The 18,418-nt window shown below is 47.2% G+C and carries 13 protein-coding genes; 6 read left to right on the forward strand and 7 right to left on the reverse strand.

The window, feature by feature from the left end; genetic code table 11:
- Nucleotides 1-95: 95 nt before the first annotated feature.
- Together J2Z66_RS18450 and J2Z66_RS18455 are read right to left on the reverse strand one after the other, a co-directional pair.
- Nucleotides 96-1,073: a sugar phosphate isomerase/epimerase family protein gene (locus J2Z66_RS18450; protein ID WP_209972979.1), complete on the reverse strand. Its 978-nt coding sequence runs from the start codon at nucleotides 1,071-1,073 to the stop codon at nucleotides 96-98.
- A 70-nt stretch (nucleotides 1,074-1,143) separates the two neighbouring features.
- A complete protein-coding gene (locus J2Z66_RS18455; RefSeq protein ID WP_312894644.1) occupies nucleotides 1,144-2,742 on the reverse strand; it encodes a hypothetical protein in 1,599 nt (532 codons plus the stop codon).
- A 396-nt stretch (nucleotides 2,743-3,138) separates the two neighbouring features.
- On the opposite strand from J2Z66_RS18455, the gene J2Z66_RS18460 reads away from it, so the two are divergent.
- The 5 genes from J2Z66_RS18460 (at nucleotide 3,139) to J2Z66_RS18480 (ending at nucleotide 11,320) form a co-directional block, all read left to right on the forward strand.
- The gene (locus tag J2Z66_RS18460; RefSeq protein ID WP_245375660.1) at nucleotides 3,139-5,457 is read left to right on the forward strand and encodes a helix-turn-helix domain-containing protein; all 2,319 of its coding nucleotides are present in this window, start codon (nucleotides 3,139-3,141) and stop codon (nucleotides 5,455-5,457) included.
- A 197-nt stretch (nucleotides 5,458-5,654) separates the two neighbouring features.
- Complete coding sequence (locus J2Z66_RS18465; protein WP_209972982.1) at nucleotides 5,655-6,623, forward strand: ABC transporter permease; 969 nt, start codon at nucleotides 5,655-5,657, stop codon at nucleotides 6,621-6,623.
- A 29-nt stretch (nucleotides 6,624-6,652) separates the two neighbouring features.
- Nucleotides 6,653-7,525: a carbohydrate ABC transporter permease gene (locus J2Z66_RS18470; RefSeq protein WP_209972984.1), complete on the forward strand. Its 873-nt coding sequence runs from the start codon at nucleotides 6,653-6,655 to the stop codon at nucleotides 7,523-7,525.
- Between the two features lie 82 nt (nucleotides 7,526-7,607).
- Nucleotides 7,608-9,203 (forward strand): extracellular solute-binding protein, encoded by a 1,596-nt coding sequence (locus J2Z66_RS18475; RefSeq protein WP_209972986.1) that lies wholly within the window; start codon nucleotides 7,608-7,610, stop codon nucleotides 9,201-9,203.
- A gap of 56 nt (nucleotides 9,204-9,259) precedes the next feature.
- Entirely contained in the window at nucleotides 9,260-11,320 is a 2,061-nt protein-coding gene (locus J2Z66_RS18480) for a hypothetical protein (protein WP_209972988.1), read from the forward strand.
- A 549-nt stretch (nucleotides 11,321-11,869) separates the two neighbouring features.
- On the opposite strand, the gene J2Z66_RS18485 is transcribed toward J2Z66_RS18480, so the two are convergent.
- The 4 genes from J2Z66_RS18485 to J2Z66_RS18500 are packed head-to-tail and all read right to left on the reverse strand — an operon-like array spanning nucleotide 11,870 to nucleotide 16,454.
- Nucleotides 11,870-13,300, reverse strand: a complete 1,431-nt coding sequence (locus J2Z66_RS18485; RefSeq protein WP_209972990.1) for an MFS transporter — start codon at nucleotides 13,298-13,300, stop codon at nucleotides 11,870-11,872.
- Nucleotides 13,301-13,314: 14 nt separating this feature from the next.
- On the reverse strand, nucleotides 13,315-14,349 hold the full coding sequence (locus J2Z66_RS18490) for a FecCD family ABC transporter permease (protein WP_209972992.1): 1,035 nt from the start codon (nucleotides 14,347-14,349) through the stop codon (nucleotides 13,315-13,317).
- A complete protein-coding gene (locus J2Z66_RS18495; RefSeq protein WP_209972994.1) occupies nucleotides 14,336-15,373 on the reverse strand; it encodes a FecCD family ABC transporter permease in 1,038 nt (345 codons plus the stop codon). Before J2Z66_RS18495 ends, J2Z66_RS18490 begins: the two co-directional genes overlap by 14 nt.
- Before the next feature lie 13 nt (nucleotides 15,374-15,386).
- Nucleotides 15,387-16,454 carry an ABC transporter substrate-binding protein gene (locus J2Z66_RS18500; protein WP_209972997.1) on the reverse strand — a complete coding sequence of 356 codons (1,068 nt, stop codon included), beginning with the start codon at nucleotides 16,452-16,454 and terminating at the stop codon, nucleotides 15,387-15,389.
- A 339-nt stretch (nucleotides 16,455-16,793) separates the two neighbouring features.
- Between J2Z66_RS18500 and J2Z66_RS18505 the strand changes: the two genes are divergently transcribed.
- Entirely contained in the window at nucleotides 16,794-17,759 is a 966-nt protein-coding gene (locus tag J2Z66_RS18505; protein ID WP_209972999.1) for a DMT family transporter, read from the forward strand.
- Nucleotides 17,760-18,006: 247 nt separating this feature from the next.
- Here J2Z66_RS18505 and J2Z66_RS18510 read toward each other — a convergent pair whose 3' ends face one another.
- Complete coding sequence (locus J2Z66_RS18510; RefSeq protein ID WP_209973001.1) at nucleotides 18,007-18,339, reverse strand: metal-sensing transcriptional repressor; 333 nt, start codon at nucleotides 18,337-18,339, stop codon at nucleotides 18,007-18,009.
- Nucleotides 18,340-18,418: the final 79 nt, after the last annotated feature.

Raw genomic sequence — 18,418 nt, forward strand, 5'->3', positions numbered from 1 at the left:
GGCAGCGGACTGCCCCAAATACTGCAAGCCACCGCTAACCTGTTTCAATAGACTGTTTTATATAGACTTTATCATACAAACTTTTTCATAAAACTCTAAACGTTTAACAATAACTTCCTCAAGTAAGAAGTGATTTCGGGTGATTTGCCATGCTTGATCAGGGCCTCGATTTCATGATCGGGTATGCGCTCTATCAGCTTATCAAAGCTTTCCATGGCATTTACACCTTCGCGGACGGCAGCCAGGCTGTCTTCTCTGTATGGATATTGATCGATCGACTTCCAGCCTTGATAGCCGGTTCTTTTCAGCCAATAGAAAAACTCCAGTGTTTCAATCAGGTGAACACTGCCGACGATCATATCGTCATCCCAATGCCGGTAATTGTCGTTCATGTGTACATGGAACAGCTTATCTCCATATTTCTTCAGCAGTGCGACCGTTTCCGCTGGAGTCTCATACGCATTTAATGAATGGCCAAAGTCGATTGTAACTCCACAATTAGCCTCTGCAACCTCTTGGATAATCAATAGCGTGTTGGCCGCTGTGCTTAGATAGCTGTGTGTGCGCGGTTCTTTGATTTTGTACTCCAGACTGATTTTCACATCGGAGCGATAGCGGCAAGACTCTTGGATCCCTTCGGCAAACCAGTCTCTTTCCTGGATATAATCAGCTTGAAACAAGTAATCATAACCATCCTGACCAGGCCATAAGCTGAGCAGGTTTCCGCCCAATTCAACAGCAGCATCAACCATTTCCTTGGTGTGTTGTATGGCTTCCGCCCTGATCGATTTATCTTTAGAGGAAAAGCTGCCGTTCTTCCATTTGGCCTGGCCAAAATGGTCCGGGATGATGGATACAAGCTGCAGCTGGTATTCATCCAGATATTTCTTTATTTCCTGTACATTATGTTCAGTCACATGCCAAGAGCCAATCAATTCCACTCCCTTTACCTGGGGAATCTGCGAAACCCTCCGAAACAGCTCCGGAATTGCAACAGGCTCATCATACCCCGTAGGAAGAAAACGGTCCGCGCAAGACCCTACATTCGACAAAATTACTGAATAATTACTCATAATAGCCTCCATTTCTCTTTAGCCCGTATTTGTAAACCTAGTCGTTAATATTCTTGATTCATCTTTTGATCTATATCACTTTCTCCATTATAAGCTTCAACTCTCTATATAGCGGGCGGAGCTGAATGAAATTCGTTTGTGTCCGTTCAATTTTAAGCTCCGAGCTTCCTTCGATACGAACAGCATAGGAGTGGCCGTTAAAGGTGTAATGTATGCTCGCTTCTGCAGGTTGAAAATCCGGCTGGTTAGGCGCGTCTCCCCAGGCCATACAGAGTCCCCAGTTATCCAGCTCGCTGCGAATGGAAACGGATGTATCCGTGCAATGGAGCGCAATGCTTTCTCCCCCCTCTACATCCAGTACGATCAAAAGCTCCCCCGGCACGGTATCATCGGTTCGCATCGAAAGGACGATAATTGGCACCACATTGCCAACTGGATCGAAGACTACCGGAACTATACCTGTTTGGGTATGAAGATCATTCCAGCGGGCACCGTCCACGACCGGCAGCGTATCATAGCAGCAGTCTTCTGTTTCACATACGTCGCGCAAGTAGCGCTCTTCGTAGGTTTCGTCGAATACATGGATATCACGGATACGGAAATGTTCTTTTTCCCGGAACAGGTTGATCCGATAATTTCGATTGTAGTACCAGACCGATTGACGGTCTTCATCTTTCCAGTCATCGAGTGCACATATGGCCGACGCTGGAGTTAGCGGGTACTGCTCCTTGAACCATTGTCCTGTTTCAGCGAGGGTTTCTACAACCAAGGCTCCTTCCGCCTGCTTCTTTGCTAGCAGCTCAATTTGATCGGTCAGCCCGTCTTTAATCCGCTCCCAGCCGAAGGAATTCTCCTGACCAACCTGCGCATAGCCGAACGATACCTGGCTGGGCCGGAAGTTCGTATCGAAAAACCATCGCACCCACTCAGGATTTCCACCTCCGCCTCCTCCTTCTGCCCCGGCATAGACGGGCTCCAAAGTAACAACGCTTTGTCCATATCCGTGATCCGCTGCATCATATTGGTAAATGGGATCGCTTCCAAGCATGCGGAACACTGGCACGTTAATTTGATTGGCCTCGGTTTGAGCGGGCATAAAACCGTTGAAACGGCTTGGATAATACGCTTGATTGTAATAACCGCCCCACAGTGTATAACCGTCCGTCCCCCACTGGTCCTTGCAGTTGCAGGAAGCGATAATGCCATAACGATCTGCCAGATAGGCGAGCAAATGCGCATCGATAAACCAGGAGCCAACGGACTTCGGGTAACTGCCAAACTCAGCATGGAACGCCTCCATGAATACGTCGGCAAGGCGCTCTCTTTCTATAGGCGTATAGCCTATAGAGAACCCGACATGAGAGTGCCAATCCCAAGCATACCTGCCCCTCCAAGGGATACCTGCCTTCTCGGCCATCGGCTGTACAACCTCGAACCAGGCGCCTAGCTCTTGCAAGCTGTCTGCCTCGCGCTTCAGAAGCCCCGTATATTCAGGATCAATCAGCGCATCGTACTGGATTAACCAAGTTGCACGCAGCCCGTGCTTCCTCACTAATGCTAGCTCTGCACGCAGCGCTTCCAACAAATCCATCGGCAGCCTGGGTTCAACACCACGGATAAAATTAATGATGTTTACGCGGTTCGGATTTCCAAGATGTAAATCTCCCACTGTCAGCCCTCCTCTTCCTGCTCCTACTCCTACTCCTACTCCTACTCCTACTCCATCCTATTCCTAATCCTACTCCAAGTCCTATTCCATAGTCTGTGCTTTCCTTTATTTTAACACCCTTTCACTAAAGCAGTCTTTACACTATATTAAGCTCATCTGGCAGCCAAAGCCCCGCCATTTGCAGGCTCTATCAAGCTTGCTTGATTTCTCTTTATATAATTTTGACTTTGTTCATCTATTTAGGTTCCCGCTGTGATTGCTATCGCTCGCTCTCTGTTGAGTGACTATTTTACTCTTATTCTGGTATAATGATAGCAAACGCTTTCATATAATGCTTCTACCCGTTAGTTTTATGACCGGGCAATCCCTAAGGAAAGGAACCTGATCATCTTGCCAATGAAACGTCAAAACGCCTATGACAGACTTTCCTTCAAAAAAAAGCTGATGCTCTTCTCCCTGCTGTTCAGTCTGATTCCTGTGCTGTTATTAGGTTCTGCCGCCTCCATGCTCGCCTCTCACAGCATTCAGTCCGAAGTGAATGGCAAGCATGATATTGCGCTGCGGCAAATTGCCGATCAAGTCGATTCTGTATTGAAGCGAATGGAATACTTGTCGATCCAGATTGCCGGTGATGTGACGATTGAGAAATCGGTTCGACTCGGCATTACAATGGATCAGTTGGATGCCCTCGAAGCCACCTTGGAAATGGTAGAGACAATCAGTAAATACCGCAGCTACTCGGATGTGCTTTTCCAGGTATATCTGGTTTATCAGCGTTACGATCTTGTCTATTCCAATCGGCTCGGTTTATTGAAAACCAATGAGTTTCCGTACAATGGGGTGCTGAATGCCAAAGCCCCGCAAGCAACGGGTGCACGTATTGTATCTTCCAACACTTACCCTGGCCAAGATGATCTGCTGATCGTACGTCCAATCGGACCATCCGGCAGTGACGGAACGTTAGTGATGGAAGTAGATATGTCCAGCCTTTATGCTTTGTTAACGGCCATTAATTTGGGCAATAACAGTAGAGTACTTGCGGTAAACACGGAGGGACGAATTGTTCTAAGTCAAAATGAAGATGAAATCGGCACGCCCTTACCAGGTACATTGTCGAATAAACTGCGGACAGCAGCATCGCCTTTCACCGATACGCTGACGATGGAGGATGAGTCGTATCATCTGTCTTCACTCCGGTCAGCCTTTAACGACTGGTCCTACTTAATCTTGACGCCAAGCTCCAGCTTGACGGTGAAGTCCCAGCAAATACGCAATTTGACCTGGTTAATCGCAGGCAGCATAGCCTTCATCTGGGCCTTGATTGCCCTGTTCGCCTCCCATCGGCTGTATGTCCCGATCCAGACACTGCTCAAGCGGCTGCCCATGCTCCAGAAGCCAACAGCAAACAGCCTGGCTGAGCTGGATCAGTTTATGCAGCATATGATGGAGACCAACGAAAGACTTACGGATGAGCTGAAGCAGAAGCAGCCTATGCTCAAGGAGCACCTCCTGCTGCAACTGCTTAGAGGCGATATTACCGAAGCGGACTTTGCTCTTCAGAGCAAGCGCTATGACATTCATTTGCCAGGCCCTATATTCATCGTATGCGTCTTTGAGATCGATCAGCTCCTTCATTTCAAGAAAAGCTACCCGGACAAAGACCGTTCCCTTATGATGTACTCTCTGTCCAAGCTAATATGTGAGATGGGTGAATCTCTTGCCCCTTGCATAACTGCAAATCCGAAGCCTGGGCAGGTGGCCATGATTTTGTCTGCTCCCTATTCTTCCGAGGAGTTTCCAAAGCAAGCCGAGACTGCATGCCATACCATCCGGCTTCAGATCAAGGAGTTCTTCAGCTTCAGTGTTACAGCTTCCATCAGTAACCCCTACTGTAACTACAGCAATATTCAGGCAGCTTATGAAGAAGCTCTTGATTTGCTGCAATATCGCTTGCTGCTCGGCAGCGATATTATGATAGCTCCGGACGCAGGGGAGAAATTGATAGTCGTCCAGCAATCGACACGTGAAATGGTCAAGCGGCAAAAAAAGATTGTCAAGCTGATCGCTGAGGGAATGACCGATGAGGCGATTGACGAGTTCAACTGCATGCTGCAAGAGCTGCCGCTCGCAGCACCTGCGGCCAAATCTGTGATCGGCATCTTTACGAACCTGCTTGCCGAAATCGATCACTGCATGGAACAGTTCGGCTGGGATTTGTCCGAGCTGCTAAGCATGTCAGCCTACAGCCGGATCCATGACGCTAAGTCGCTAGATGAAGTTAAAGCCTGGTTCCTTGATGAGTTCTTTCCTGCATTCCGGACACGATATGAGAAGCTGAACGTTTCTCAACAGACCAAGATCGTGCAGCAGGTTATCGCCTATATCCATGAACATGCCGAACAGGAATGCTCCCTTCAGGAGGCCTCCAGATTATGCCAGTTATCCACTTCACAGCTCAGCAGGATTTTCAAGGAGGAGATGAACCATAATTTTATCGATTATGTGATGGATCACCGGATGTCCAAGGCCAAGGAGTGGCTCGCTCATTCCAATATGCCGATTAAAGATATCGCCGAACGTCTGCAATATACCAACACCCAAAACTTCTCAAGAGCCTTCAAGCAATGTACAGGCAAATCACCAGGGCAATTCAGGGAATTGGCACGCTCAACAGATCATAAAGCAGCGGCTTCAACAATGTCTGATGCCCTGTAGGTTAATGATCGTTTATTTAGTTCAATCCTGAGAAAACCTGGCCATTGGCCAGGTTTTGCTGTTGTTTCAGGACATGTATCCCTATTTGCAATGAGTGATCATTATTTGCAGAACGCCTGATAAAAATGGATTGTATACGATTCTGAGCTTTACAGCCTATGATGGCTCTACAACCTAATCCAAAAGGAGGGCCGTAAATGGCATCGCTTACAAAACTAGTTTCTGAACCTTCCACGGCTCCGCAAGCAAAGCTGCCCAAAAGAAATTCATTAGGACGCAAGCTTTGGAACAGTCGTTACATGTATGCATTCGTGCTGCCTGGAACCTTATTTTTTCTCATTTATAAGTATATCCCTTTATTTGGTTCGATCATTGCTTTTCAGGAATACAGTCCGTTTCAGGGGTTTCTGCACAGTGACTGGGTTGGCTTGGCTCACTTTAAACGCATCTTCGACAATCCAGAGGTAATTCAAGTGCTAGTGAATACACTGACGCTCTCTTTTTTGCAGATTGCCTTCGCCTTTCCGATTCCTATACTGCTAGCGCTGATGTTAAATGAGGTGCGTATTGAATGGGTCAAACGAATGCTTCAGTCGTTCATCTACCTGCCTCACTTTTTATCCTGGGTCGTCGTTATCGGGCTCGTTACCATTTTCTTAAGAAGTGATGGCTTGGTGAATCATATGACCGCACAATGGTTCGGCTGGGACTCGGTACAATTTCTGCAAATTCCCTGGCTATTTAAGCCGCTCATTGTTCTGGAGGTTATTTGGAAGGAAGCCGGTTGGGGAACCATCGTGTTTCTAGCTGCAATAGCGGGCGTCAATCCAGAGCTGTACGAGGCTTCCATCGTAGACGGGGCTGGCCGTTGGCGCCGGATTTGGCATATTACGCTGCCCGCCATTCGTACCACAATCATTATTTTGCTAATTCTAAGACTCGGCACTGTGCTGGACAATGGATTCGAACAAATCTTCCTTATGCTGAACCCTTATGTAGAGGAAGTCGGCAACGTACTTGACACGTTTGTTTATTACAAAGGTATTCTGCAATCCGATTTCAGCTTCGCTACAGCCGTTGGTTTGTTCAAATCAGTCGTAGGACTTATATTGGTCGTCTCTGCGAACCGCTTAGCCAAACGTTTTGGAGAAGATGGCATCTATTAATATCACATGTTGAAGGAGGACCTCTCACTATGCTTCACCGGACTTGGCTGGATCGACTCTCAGATGGCATCATCATCCTTATACTCTGCTTGGTAGCTGCGGCTATGATTGTTCCATTTGTATATATCTTTTCCGTCTCCTTTACTTCTATGGAAGAGTACTTACGGCGGACCTTTATCCTGTGGCCGGAGCGCTGGGTAACGAGCGCCTATCAATATATTTTATCCAATGACCGTTTTGTGAAATCAATAGGCGTCACCGTTTATATTACAGCTCTGGGCACCTTACTGAATCTGGCGTTTACTACGACGATGGCTTATGGACTTTCACGCCAATTTTACGGACGCAAGCTGATTTTGTTTATGGTTCTCTTTACATTTTTGTTCAGTGCAGGTATTATCCCAACTTATTTAATCGTGAAAGCTACAGGGCTGATTAATACGGTGTGGGCGCTTATTCTTCCCGTTCTGATCAGTCCATGGAACCTGATTGTGTTCTCCCAATTTTTCAAGGGCATACCCGAGGAGCTGAATGAAGCCGCACTTATGGATGGAGCCAATCCCTTCACCGTATTTAAAAGCATCATTCTCCCCCTGTCCAAGCCGGCACTAGCCACCTTTGGTTTATTTTACGCTGTGTCTCATTGGAACTCTTATTTCACAGGCATTCTCTACATCAGCAATCCGAAGCTGTGGCCCATTCAAGTGCTGCTAAGACAAATCGTCGTTGTCAATGATACCAGCGCACTAACGATGACCGAGCAAATTTTGTCCGATCCTCCACCGGCGGAAACGATCCAGATGGCTGCGATTCTGCTCGCAACGGTCCCGATCTTGATTCTATATCCATTTCTGCAAAAGCATTTTGCCAAGGGGGTGATGATTGGATCTGTAAAAGGATGAAGCTCATAAAGCTTATGGACACAGGGGGACCCGCTTAAAACAGGCTCGAAATGCTAATTCAAACAAATTGGAGGATAAACGAATGAAACTATCATGGATGACAAAGGCCGCTTTAGTCCTAGCACTTCCAACCGTTATGGCCGCTTGTGCGAAGGATAGCTCCTCACCAGGTGCGAGCACACAGCCTAACCCAAGTGATACGGGTACTGCCGCACAAACAGACAAAACCTACGATATCGGATTTATGAACTTTGCTTATACGATATTTCCGGAGCCTAACAGTAAAGGCGTGGACGCGATTAAACAAAAATTTAACGCCAACATCAAATCCCAGTTTATTTTGCAATCCGACTATAAGGAAAAATTAAATGTCATTATGGCTTCGGGCGATATGCCTGACGTTGTAGCTATCATGAATCTTGATTCTAACTACTACAAATGGGCGAAGCAGGGCGCCTTCCTGCCGCTAGATGATTACTTATCGCAATATGAAACCTTTAACAATGTGCCAAAAAGCATCTATGATCAATTCCGGGTAAATGGAAACATATACAGTATTCCTATGTATGCCCCTACCTACACCTTCTCCGGAACGATTCGCAAGGACTGGCTCGACAAGCTGAACCTGAAAATGCCTACGAATTACAAAGAGCTGTTGGAGGTAGCCATTGCCTTTACCAAAAATGATCCGGACGGCAACAATAAAAATGATACGTACGGCTTTGCACTCGGCGAAAATATTTCTCCCACGCATGCAATGGGCGCTTATTGGTCCCCTGCCTGGTACCATAAAGACGCGGATGGAAACTTCATTCCCGGAATGATCGGCAAAGGACGGATGGAAGTTATTGAAACGTTGGCAAGTGCTTACAAAGAAGGCGCAGTAACGAAGGATTTCGCAGTGCTGAACTGGGCGGCTACGAACAAGGAATTTTACTCTGGAAAAGCTGGAATCTTTATAGGCACTCCAAGTGGAATGGTAGAGGAATACTACACAGGCTTATTAAAAGTAAATCCTCAAGCTGAGGTTGTACCGATTCCATTTTTCGTCGCCCCTGACGGTTCACAGGGCAATATCAATGCACGCGGCTTCTTCGGACTTACCACTTTATCCGCCAAGCTGAAAAGCGATCCGGACAAGGTCAAGAAAATTCTCGAAATTCTCGATTATGGCCGCCAGTTTATACCGCTTGAAGAGCGCACCCCGGCAAACGAGCAGTTCGACTGGATTATGGGCGGTGAAGGCATGGGTTATGAAATGGTCAATGGCTTGGCTGCACCAAAAGCTGGCGAAGAATCCAATACACCGATTCAATACATGCTGCAGCGTCATGAGTTCTGGAAGCCTTGGGCTCCTAATAATGAAGCTAACCAATTTTCGAAGGCGGCCTACACTTCACCTGAAATGCAGAAGTTTATCGCTTCCATTGAAAACATGGAAAAGGAATACAACAAAACACCTTATAACGACCCATCCTACACCGTTTATTCCGAAACACAAGCGTTGAAAGGTGCAGAGCTCGATAAATATTTGTTGGGCGAGCAGACCAAAATGATCTCCGGCCAACGACCCATTGCCGATTGGGACAAAATGATCCAAGAATGGAAGGATCGTGGCGGCGCACAAATCATCAAAGAAGTGAATGATGGCTTGAAGGAAGCTGCTGCTGCGAAGTAATTGCATTAGATTGTAGATACAGCAGAATTGTGGAAAAGTAATTTTAGGAGAAGTATTTGAGAGCATTTAAAGGAGAAGAATTGATTATGTCATTCACATCCACTATCCCGTCTGGTAATGATGAAAGCAGCTTCGTATTGTCACGCATTCGTGAGATACTAGCTTCATTCGTTCCCGTCGCGGCCAACTGGTTATCAGAGGATGGTTCGTTCTGCGATCCTTATGAAACTCAATACAGTGAAAATTACGCACCTGCAAATGCCGCAGTTTTGTTCGCGGCTGTATACCGCACAACGGGGGATGCTGCCATCCTCCGGCTGTTCCGGGCCGCCCTTGACCGCTCTGTTATACTGCTGCAGGACCGCCAAGTGACGCCGTTTTGCCGTGTATTCCTTATTCACTACAGCCTGATGGCCATTTCGTTATTAGAAGGGAATGCGCGTGCAGAAGCAGCCGAAGCCTACGGTCCATTTATGGCCGCTTACGAGGATGATTGCCTGATCATCAACACCAATTGCGCCGCCCTGCAATGGGGAACAGAAATGCTTCTGGAGCTGCTCGATTATCGCCCGGCTGATGCCGCACATTTGGAGCGGCGCATTGCTTTTATCCAAAAAGCGCAGCTTGAATCCGGCTTTATCAATGATGAAATCAGTGAGCATCAAGCTCATGATGGCATGCCCATCGCTTATCACGCCTTCACTTTGTTTATTATGACGAGCGTCATCAGTTTGCTGCCTGTAGAGGATGGTGCAGAGAACGAGGAAGGGAATGAACGCGGGAAAAGTACATGTGATGCTGCGAGGGATAATGCACAGGAAGAAGCAAAGAATGCCTCAGAGAATGAGCTGCACGCTCATTCCCAATCGGGTGCGCAACAGTTAATATCCAAGGGATTGGAATGGCTGAAGCACACCATCACTTCGGACGGTTCCTTCGCTATGGTGGAACGAAGCAGTCACCAAACCTTTACATGGGGAGCCCTGACAGCTTTGTATGCTTATTCCGGCTGGAAGGAAGATGGCATGCTGGAACGAATCCTATCGTACTGGCTTCCTTTCCGCCATCAGGATGGCAGCCTCGGTTGCACGCCGAATACGCTGCCTCATTCGCTGCGAATTGGCTACGAAACATATACACACCTGAATATGTACAATCTGCTTGGATTAACTGGGTTAGCTGCAGCTGGACAACTTTTGGAACGTGGCTTGAGCCTTAACTTGAACTTGCATCCATCAGAGCAGCAGCATTCATTAGATGGCAGCTGCTCCGATGAGGACAGCGGCTATGCATTCTTCCGGCGCGGTGAGGACTTCTTCGCCTGTACACTGCGAATGCACCATCGCGAGTACGCCCCCGCTATGCAGGGCTTTCACTATCGCTTGGGCGGACGCGCATTGCCGCTTGCTGAACCACGCCTCACTGGATATCAGCAGAGCAAAACCAGCCAAGTCCAAGAAGGCGTATGGGAAGGCTATCTGCTTAATAGGGAGCCTGGTGATCTTGGAGAGACTGATAGATCAACTGGTTCATGCGATTCCATTGGCTCAGCAAAACCAACTGAAGAATCCGGACTAGCCGAACCTGTGTATCCCAACTCAAAGGTAAATGCTGAGCTTACAACATTGGCAAACGGCTTTCAGCTTACTAATGAGATTGAGGCGCTGCGCTGCGTCAAAAAAATCCAGCTTCTCGAGGACGGCATCGCCTTGGACTATCAGCTCGCCTTGAAGCGAACGTTTCACACTTGTGAGCATGTAATCTCACTGCTGGTCCACGACGGCAAGCATGTATTACGTATTCGCCAGGAAAGCACTCAGCGTTTGACGATGAGCTTTGGAAGCGAATGCTACACGCTCGAGTGCGCTCAAGCTGCTAGCATGGAACTGCGGCTCGAACGATCGCTGCTATCTGTCAGCGGCGTTTCCGCACAGCTGCGCATCTCGCTTCCACTTGCCGCAACTGCTCCTAGCAGCCGCACGCCAGCACAGTCTGCAGAAACAGCAGCAGCGACCACTGAGACTGCTGAGACTGCTGGGAACACTGAGAACGCTAAGAACGCTGAGATTATGGAGACAGTAAACTGGCGCACGACGCTACGTAAAATACCAGGATAAGAGTCTTCTGTTACATCTACAAACAGGTTATAAGCCAAAATATTCGATAAGAATGATTGGTGACCCACGGACTGATGTGAAAAGCCCCAAAACTTCACAAAGAAACTCCGAACGACTCACTTTTTTATTAACTTATTAAGATAGCATAAGTTTTTGAGAGAGATCAACCTGCCCAACACGAATTTGGTGATGCGTTACTATCATTTAACGATGTTTTTCATCGTTAAATGATAGTAATTCCAGGTGAATCAGCACTTTAATGATGATTTTCATCGTTAAAGTTCATTTGGAAGGCCCTCTTGGCCTGAAAAAGAGGTTTTAATGATGTTTTTCATCGCTAAACCAATATTTCCAGGCCATCCAGCCTATTTAGTGATGAAAAACATCGTTATCTCAGCCTCTGTTCCTCCCACGTTAGGAATCACCTTCAGCCAAAGAAGAAACCCTTGATCTCAGTCAATTAGTTGTGGAATCCCTTAGCTGAGTTTCTCCCTATGCACCAATTTTATAATCACGCACCTCAAAAGACGCCGTAAACCGTTCTCCTTATTATTTTAACTCATAGCGAGATAAAGGCGTCATAAGTCCAAAAAAGAATATAAACAACATCACAAGCGCAAGCCATCCATATACAAGCTGCACCCCGATCGCTTCTGCCGCAATGCCTCCGAGCAGTGATCCAAAAGGAAGCCCTCCCCACGCGATCATTCTGCCACTGGCATGCACCCTGCTCTGCAGGTGGTCGGGGGCAAGCTGTTGGCGCAGCGTAATGCCATTGACAATGACCAATATGTAACATAGATTCCAGAGAATATAGCTGGCATAAACAACATACAAGGGTCCCCCCATAGCAACACCAAGCAGCGAAACAGCATTCATGACCAGCCCGGCAAGTGTAATTCTGCCTGGTCTAAACCGTTTGCGCAGCAAGGGCAAACTCAAACTAGCTACGAGAGCCCCGATCGAGCCGCATGTGAACAGCACTCCCATTTGGGGTGCCGAATCCGCAAACCCAAGCACCTGAGCGCCAAAAACGACGATCAGACCACTGACGGCTCCCCCAATAAAACTATTACCGAAGCCTAGCAAAGTAAGACTGCGAATAAGCGGCTCCGACCAGATAAAACTCAAACCTTCCTTGATATCTAAGCCGATTGTACGAAGCAGTAATTGCTTTCTTTTTGATGCTTGTGTTGTTAGTTTTGCTTGTGATGCTTGTGATGTTTTTGTTGTTTTTGATGTTTGTGTTGTTTGTGTTGTTTGAGATTTTTGCGATGTTTGTATTGTTTGCAATTTTTGTGATGCTTGCATTGTTTGCGATGTCTGCGTTCCATGCAATCCTTGCGATCTCTGCAATCCCTCAAAGGAACGCTCTACTTCGCTGTCAGCCTGAAAAGAGCCAGCAATAGAAATAATGAGCAGTGCGGCTGCCAAATAACAAACGGCATCAATGCCAAGTGCCCACTCAGGACCGAAGTGGTAAATAATAAAACCAGCTGCCACCGGACTGCCAATCCGCACGATCGTATCTGTTGAAGTCAGCAAGCTGTTTGCTGCTACAAGCCTGCTGCGGCCGACCAGCTGAAGCAGAGCGCCGTGACTCGCAGCATCAAACCATACAAAAGCGGTCGAAGCAAGAAGACCCACGCCCAGCAGATGAACCGTCGAAACCTGCCCCATTACCAGCATTGCAAGAGGAACGCTGCCGAGCAGCAAGAAGCAGAACATATTGCAAGTAACCATAATGGCTTTCCTGTTCCCCCTGTCTGCCATCGCACCAGCAAATAAGCCAAACAGTAAATAAGGCAGCCCGGTAAAAACGGCAACCAGCGAAGTGTAGATCGGAGACTGGCTTTGCTCGTATACGAAAAGCGGTAACGCTACAACCGTCATCCCCGAGCCAAAGTAAGAGCATACATTAAATAAGTAGTATTTTAGAAAGGAAGGATCCTTCCATAAGGGCATATCAGTTGAATTCAAGCTTCACACCCCCGCTATCTCTTGATTAAGGTTTTACGCAGCAGGTACAGAAAGAAAGGAGCACCCATCAGCGTAGTTACGGCTCCAACCGGTAAGCTTGTCAGGTGATTTTCCATACCAGGAATGGGCACATACAGCGTTACACTTTGACCGACCCAGTCGGCCGCAACCAATAAAACAGAAGCCAGCAATGCGCTTACGGGAAATAAATAAAGCGGATTTCTCCCTACGAGAAGGGCGGCAATATGAGGTCCGATTAAACCTATAAATCCAATGGCTCCAACTACGGAGACTGAAGCAGCCGTCAGTACAGCAGCAATAATAAGTAGAATGAGCCGGGTTCTATGGACGGAAAGCCCCACCCCTGTAGCTATCTCATCACCAAGCTGCAGCAAACCTGCCTTACGTGCATAGGCCATAGCTAGTGGGATTCCGACAAGCGCCCAAGGCCATAGAGCATTCCACTGTATCCACACCCGGCCGTTCAACGAACCAAAGGTCCACAGAAATACTGCTGCGAGTCCCTGCTGATTTTTAAGCAAAATCAAGGAGGTCGCCGATTGCAAAACCGCTGTCATGATGACTCCGACAAGCACAAGCTTGGCACTCCCCCCACCGCGGCTTCCGGTAATACCGTAAACAGCAACAACGGCTGAAATACCGCCAATAAGAGCAATAAATGGCAGCAAGGCCGGATTGGCAGCAGCTTTTGGGGCATATGTCATCCATAGCACTGCGAATAAAATACATCCAGCCGAAGCGCCGATCAAGCCCGGCTCTACAAGCGGGTTGCGCATAATCACTTGTAAAATGGCTCCTGCCATTCCGAGCATAAGACCAGCAGCTATCGCAACAAGCACACGGGGCAGCCTTAAATTCCAGACAATATGACGGTGTACAGGGTCCATTTCCTTGTGGAGCAGCGCTTTGACAACTTCCTCAGGCGACAGCATGACTTTACCTAGCGCAATATGCAGAATGAGCAGACCAGCAATGCCCAGAAGCAGCCCGATAAGGATACCCGCTATTGCGCGCTTACTTTTGAACATGCAGGCCACCTCCCCGACGCTTAAGAAAAAGGATCATCAAACAAATGCCGCCAAGCAAAGTCGTCCAGACGCCAACAGGAATTTCCTGAGGATAAAGCAGCAGTCGGGCAACCATATCAGCCGCAGCAAGCAGCACACCCCCGCATAAAGCAGACAAAGGAAGTACAAGGCGAGCATCGAGCGCTCCTAAAATAAGTCTGACCAAATGAGGTGACAGCAGGGCAATATACCCGATTGGTCCACACTGGGCTACTGTAATAGCGACAAGCGCTGTACATACGATAAGTATAAAAAGGCGCGTACGCGCTACCTTCACTCCTAGACCTGAGGCGGCTTCATCGCCAAGCTGCAGCAGATTGATTGAACGTGCAAAAGTAAAAGCCACTGGTAGAGCTATTAGCGCCCATGGTACAATGCGAAAGACATGCTCCCAAGTCCGATTGGCTAATGAGCCGAGTAAATAAGTATAAAGTAAGTTCACATCATTGCTCGTGCCCATGGCGATCAGAATAATCAGCAGCCCGTTCAAAATAGCAGACATCGACATTCCGATAAGCAACATAGCCGCAGCTCCGTGACTGCCTCTGGCAGCAAGCACAACAAAAAGTCCTCCCACTAGACCTCCAATCAACGCGACTAAGGGATGAAGGTGAAAAGATAGTGGTATATGCAGCACCGTAATAACAGCCATTCCAAGCGAAGCACCCGCCGATACACCAAGCAGCTCAGGTCCCGCCAGCTTGTTGTTCATCGCTCCCTGCATTAAAGTGCCTGCCGTACCCAGCAAAGCGCCAACCAGCAAACCGAGTACGATTCGGGGGATACGAATTTCCCAGATGACAATCCGCTTAAGCTCTTCACCTCCACTCGTAAAAAGAACATGGATCAGCTCCTTCCATGACATTGCCGGCGAGCCCGTTTTCATACCTATCATAGCTACTAATGCTAAAATGATTACCAAAACAAAAATCGGAAGAAGTATCGATCTTCTCCCGATTCGTGGCGAATGAGGCTGATTCAGCATAAGCTTCTGCCTCCTAGAACTTATCCGGATATGTAAGCTTCATAGACTCATCGAGCATAACGCCAAGCGATCTTGTGCCTCTGCCATCTCCCCATATTGGAGACCGCACTTCATAGACCTGCTTGTTTTGAACCGCCTTCAGCTTACTCCACAGCGGCGATGCGGCAAGCTGCTCGGAAAGCGGCTTCGTACCTGGACTATAGGAGTAGCTTTCAACGAACAGAACGTCCGGATTCTCTTCAAGCACCTTCTCCAGTGAATACTGAATGCCTCCATCACCATAGGGATCAGTGGATGGATCTGTAACCTTCCAAGGATAAAGGGTTACTTCTTTCAACAATGTGCCTCCAAGCCCCGTATCCGCCACGATGGCAAAGTTAACGTCCGAACCGAACATAATAAGCGCCTTTTTGTCCTTAGGGGATTTTTCCTTCGCCTGAGCCAGCTTATCCAGGAATTTATGCTTGGCTGCCTCCGCTTCTGCCGATCTGCCGGTCAGCTTGCCTATCGTCTCCAGCACTTCAACCGATTCTGTGTAGCTTTTCGGATTAGCCAAATAAATCGGAGCTGCTCCCTTCAATCCGTCACGCAGCCCGTCATGAGCTGATTTCAAGCCAATGACAAGATCCGGCTTAACCGATACAATATCCTCCAGACTTGGTTCGAAAAAGCTGCCCCCAATCGAAGCGAATGCCTCTCCCTTGCTTCCATAAAACTCCTGCTGCGTGGCTATCGTTCTAACGCCGCTTTCTCCAATAGCAACTGGCTCAAGCCCAAGCTCAGCCAGGATGTCTACACATAACGAAACGACACAAGCTACTTTTTCCACTTTTTTTGTAAACTCAAGCTTGGCTCCAGTAGCATCACTAACGGTTATAGGCTCAAATTCCTTGGCCTCAGGCTTTAGTTGCGATTCAGTTGATCCAGTTGATCCATCTGCTGCCGGACTGCTGCTCGCATTCATGCTGCTGCCCGGACTTGAACTATTATCCGCAGTCTTTTCCACTGTCTTCCCGCAAGCCGACATTACCAGCAATGCTGCCAAAAGCAGCATGATCCATGTCATACGTTTCCCATTCATGTTATACAGCTCCCACTCTTTGTTAAATAGTAATAATTACGTATTGTGTAGCAAAAAAATTCTTCCAGAGCTAAAAGCTCGAGATCATATACATCACTATAAAAAATTGTTTACCTCCCCAAATGTATTGAGCAACACCACGCCGCTAATTGTAATATTTATCATTAGTGCTGTCAATACATTTATTTAACATACGTTATCTGCAGTGTATATTTACACTTGAATTGGGTGGTTACTAGTCATATACTTGTATAGGGCTTACGTCACCTATTTTATGGAAGCAAGTATGGGTTATGCGTCATCTTTACCAGAAGTTCTACTCGTAGGAGGTCCTCACGCTTGAATCGTACTCATTCCGTAATCCCTTATTTGGGCTTGGTTATTGCTGTGTTGGCTATGTCCACTAGTCCTGTTCTGGTCATGCTGACTACGGCACCGACATCTGTTATCGCCGCATACCGCATGCTTATATCCTTTATCCTCTTGCTGCCTATGCTGTTTTTTGGGAAAGAGGTTTGGCGTGAAGTAACGAAGCTGGATAAAAAACAATGGTCGTTATGTATTTGTTCCGGCTTTTTTCTAGCTGCTCATTACGGGTTGTTATTTCAATCTGTACGATTGACTTCCATTGCCAGCGTATCTGCTCTAAGTGCCTTCCAGCCTTTGTTCGCCATTATCGGCGGGTATTTATTGTATAGGGAAAAATTAAAAGGCAAAGCCATCGCTGGAGGCTGTATAGCCATTCTGGGGAGCTGTATTATTGGCTGGGGTGATTTTCAGGCCGGAGGCACAGCAATCTTGGGGGATATTCTCGTTTTGCTCGCTACCATAGGAATTACTGCTTATTTTCTCTGTGGTCAACACGTCCGTAAAGAAGTCTCATTAACCGTGTATACCTCTATCGTATATTTTTCATGCAGCATGTTCCTGTTTGGCTATTCACTTATGATGAATTTCTCTCTGACCAGCTTTCCCGCAACCAATTGGCTGTGGATAGTCGGCTTGGTGCTGGTGCCTACGTTGCTCGGCCAAACGATTATGAACTGGTTACTCAAGTGGATCAACACTTCGACGATTTCCATGAGCATGCTGGGAGGACCCATTGCTACCTGCTTAGTAGCTTTTCTTGTGTTTGGTACCGCCCTGAACCTTCGACAAATTGTTGGTGCCAGCATTATTCTGCCCGGCATTCTCTTGTTCCTGTGGAGCTCAAAGCCGAGTTCAGATTCGAGCTCAGAGCCAAACACAGAGCCGCAAAAAATTCCACCCAATCAACAAAAAAGTATCGACTCTCACGCGACGTAATCATGTCATAAGACCTGGTAGATTCCATTGAACTTCTTTTCCTTTTTTGCTGACGAAGACTTTTAAAAATTCTAATACATTTCCTTTTAGAGTGTCCATCTCGGATGCTCTTTTTCTGATACCAAGCACAATACAATAGAAAGATCCAAGATCAAGTGGGAGTTCAAAAGCAGGCCGGTCCCCCGAATTAGTATAGATGATATCCAAGTGGATTGCCGAGCTATCGCTTTACATGACTACTCCTCCCTTACCTGATGTAATTATTTAGTGCTTTATTTAAATCAGTTAGCACTTGTTCCTGATTTCCATTTATGATTGCATCAACTACACAACTTTCAAGATGATCTTTGAGCAGTAGCTTAGCAGCACTGTCCAAGGCCTTTTGAACAGCAGCGATTTGCAGAAGAATTTCGGAACAATCACGTCCTGCTGCAGTCATTTCCTTAGTAGCTCTTAAGTGACCCTCAATGCGGGCTAACCGATTTACGATTTGCTTACGATGCTTATGCTCATGTGTGTGGTCATGATTATGTTCATGATTATGTTCATGACCGTGTTCATTCCCTTGATCTTTAGTCATGGAGAACATCCTTTCTTTTCTTAAAATCGAATTCATTCACTTTTCTATAATATCCCCCAGGGGGGGATTTTGCAATCGC

Origin of the sequence: Paenibacillus eucommiae, assembly GCF_017874215.1 — a bacterium.
Lineage (GTDB): Bacteria > Bacillota > Bacilli > Paenibacillales > NBRC-103111 > Paenibacillus_AI > Paenibacillus_AI eucommiae.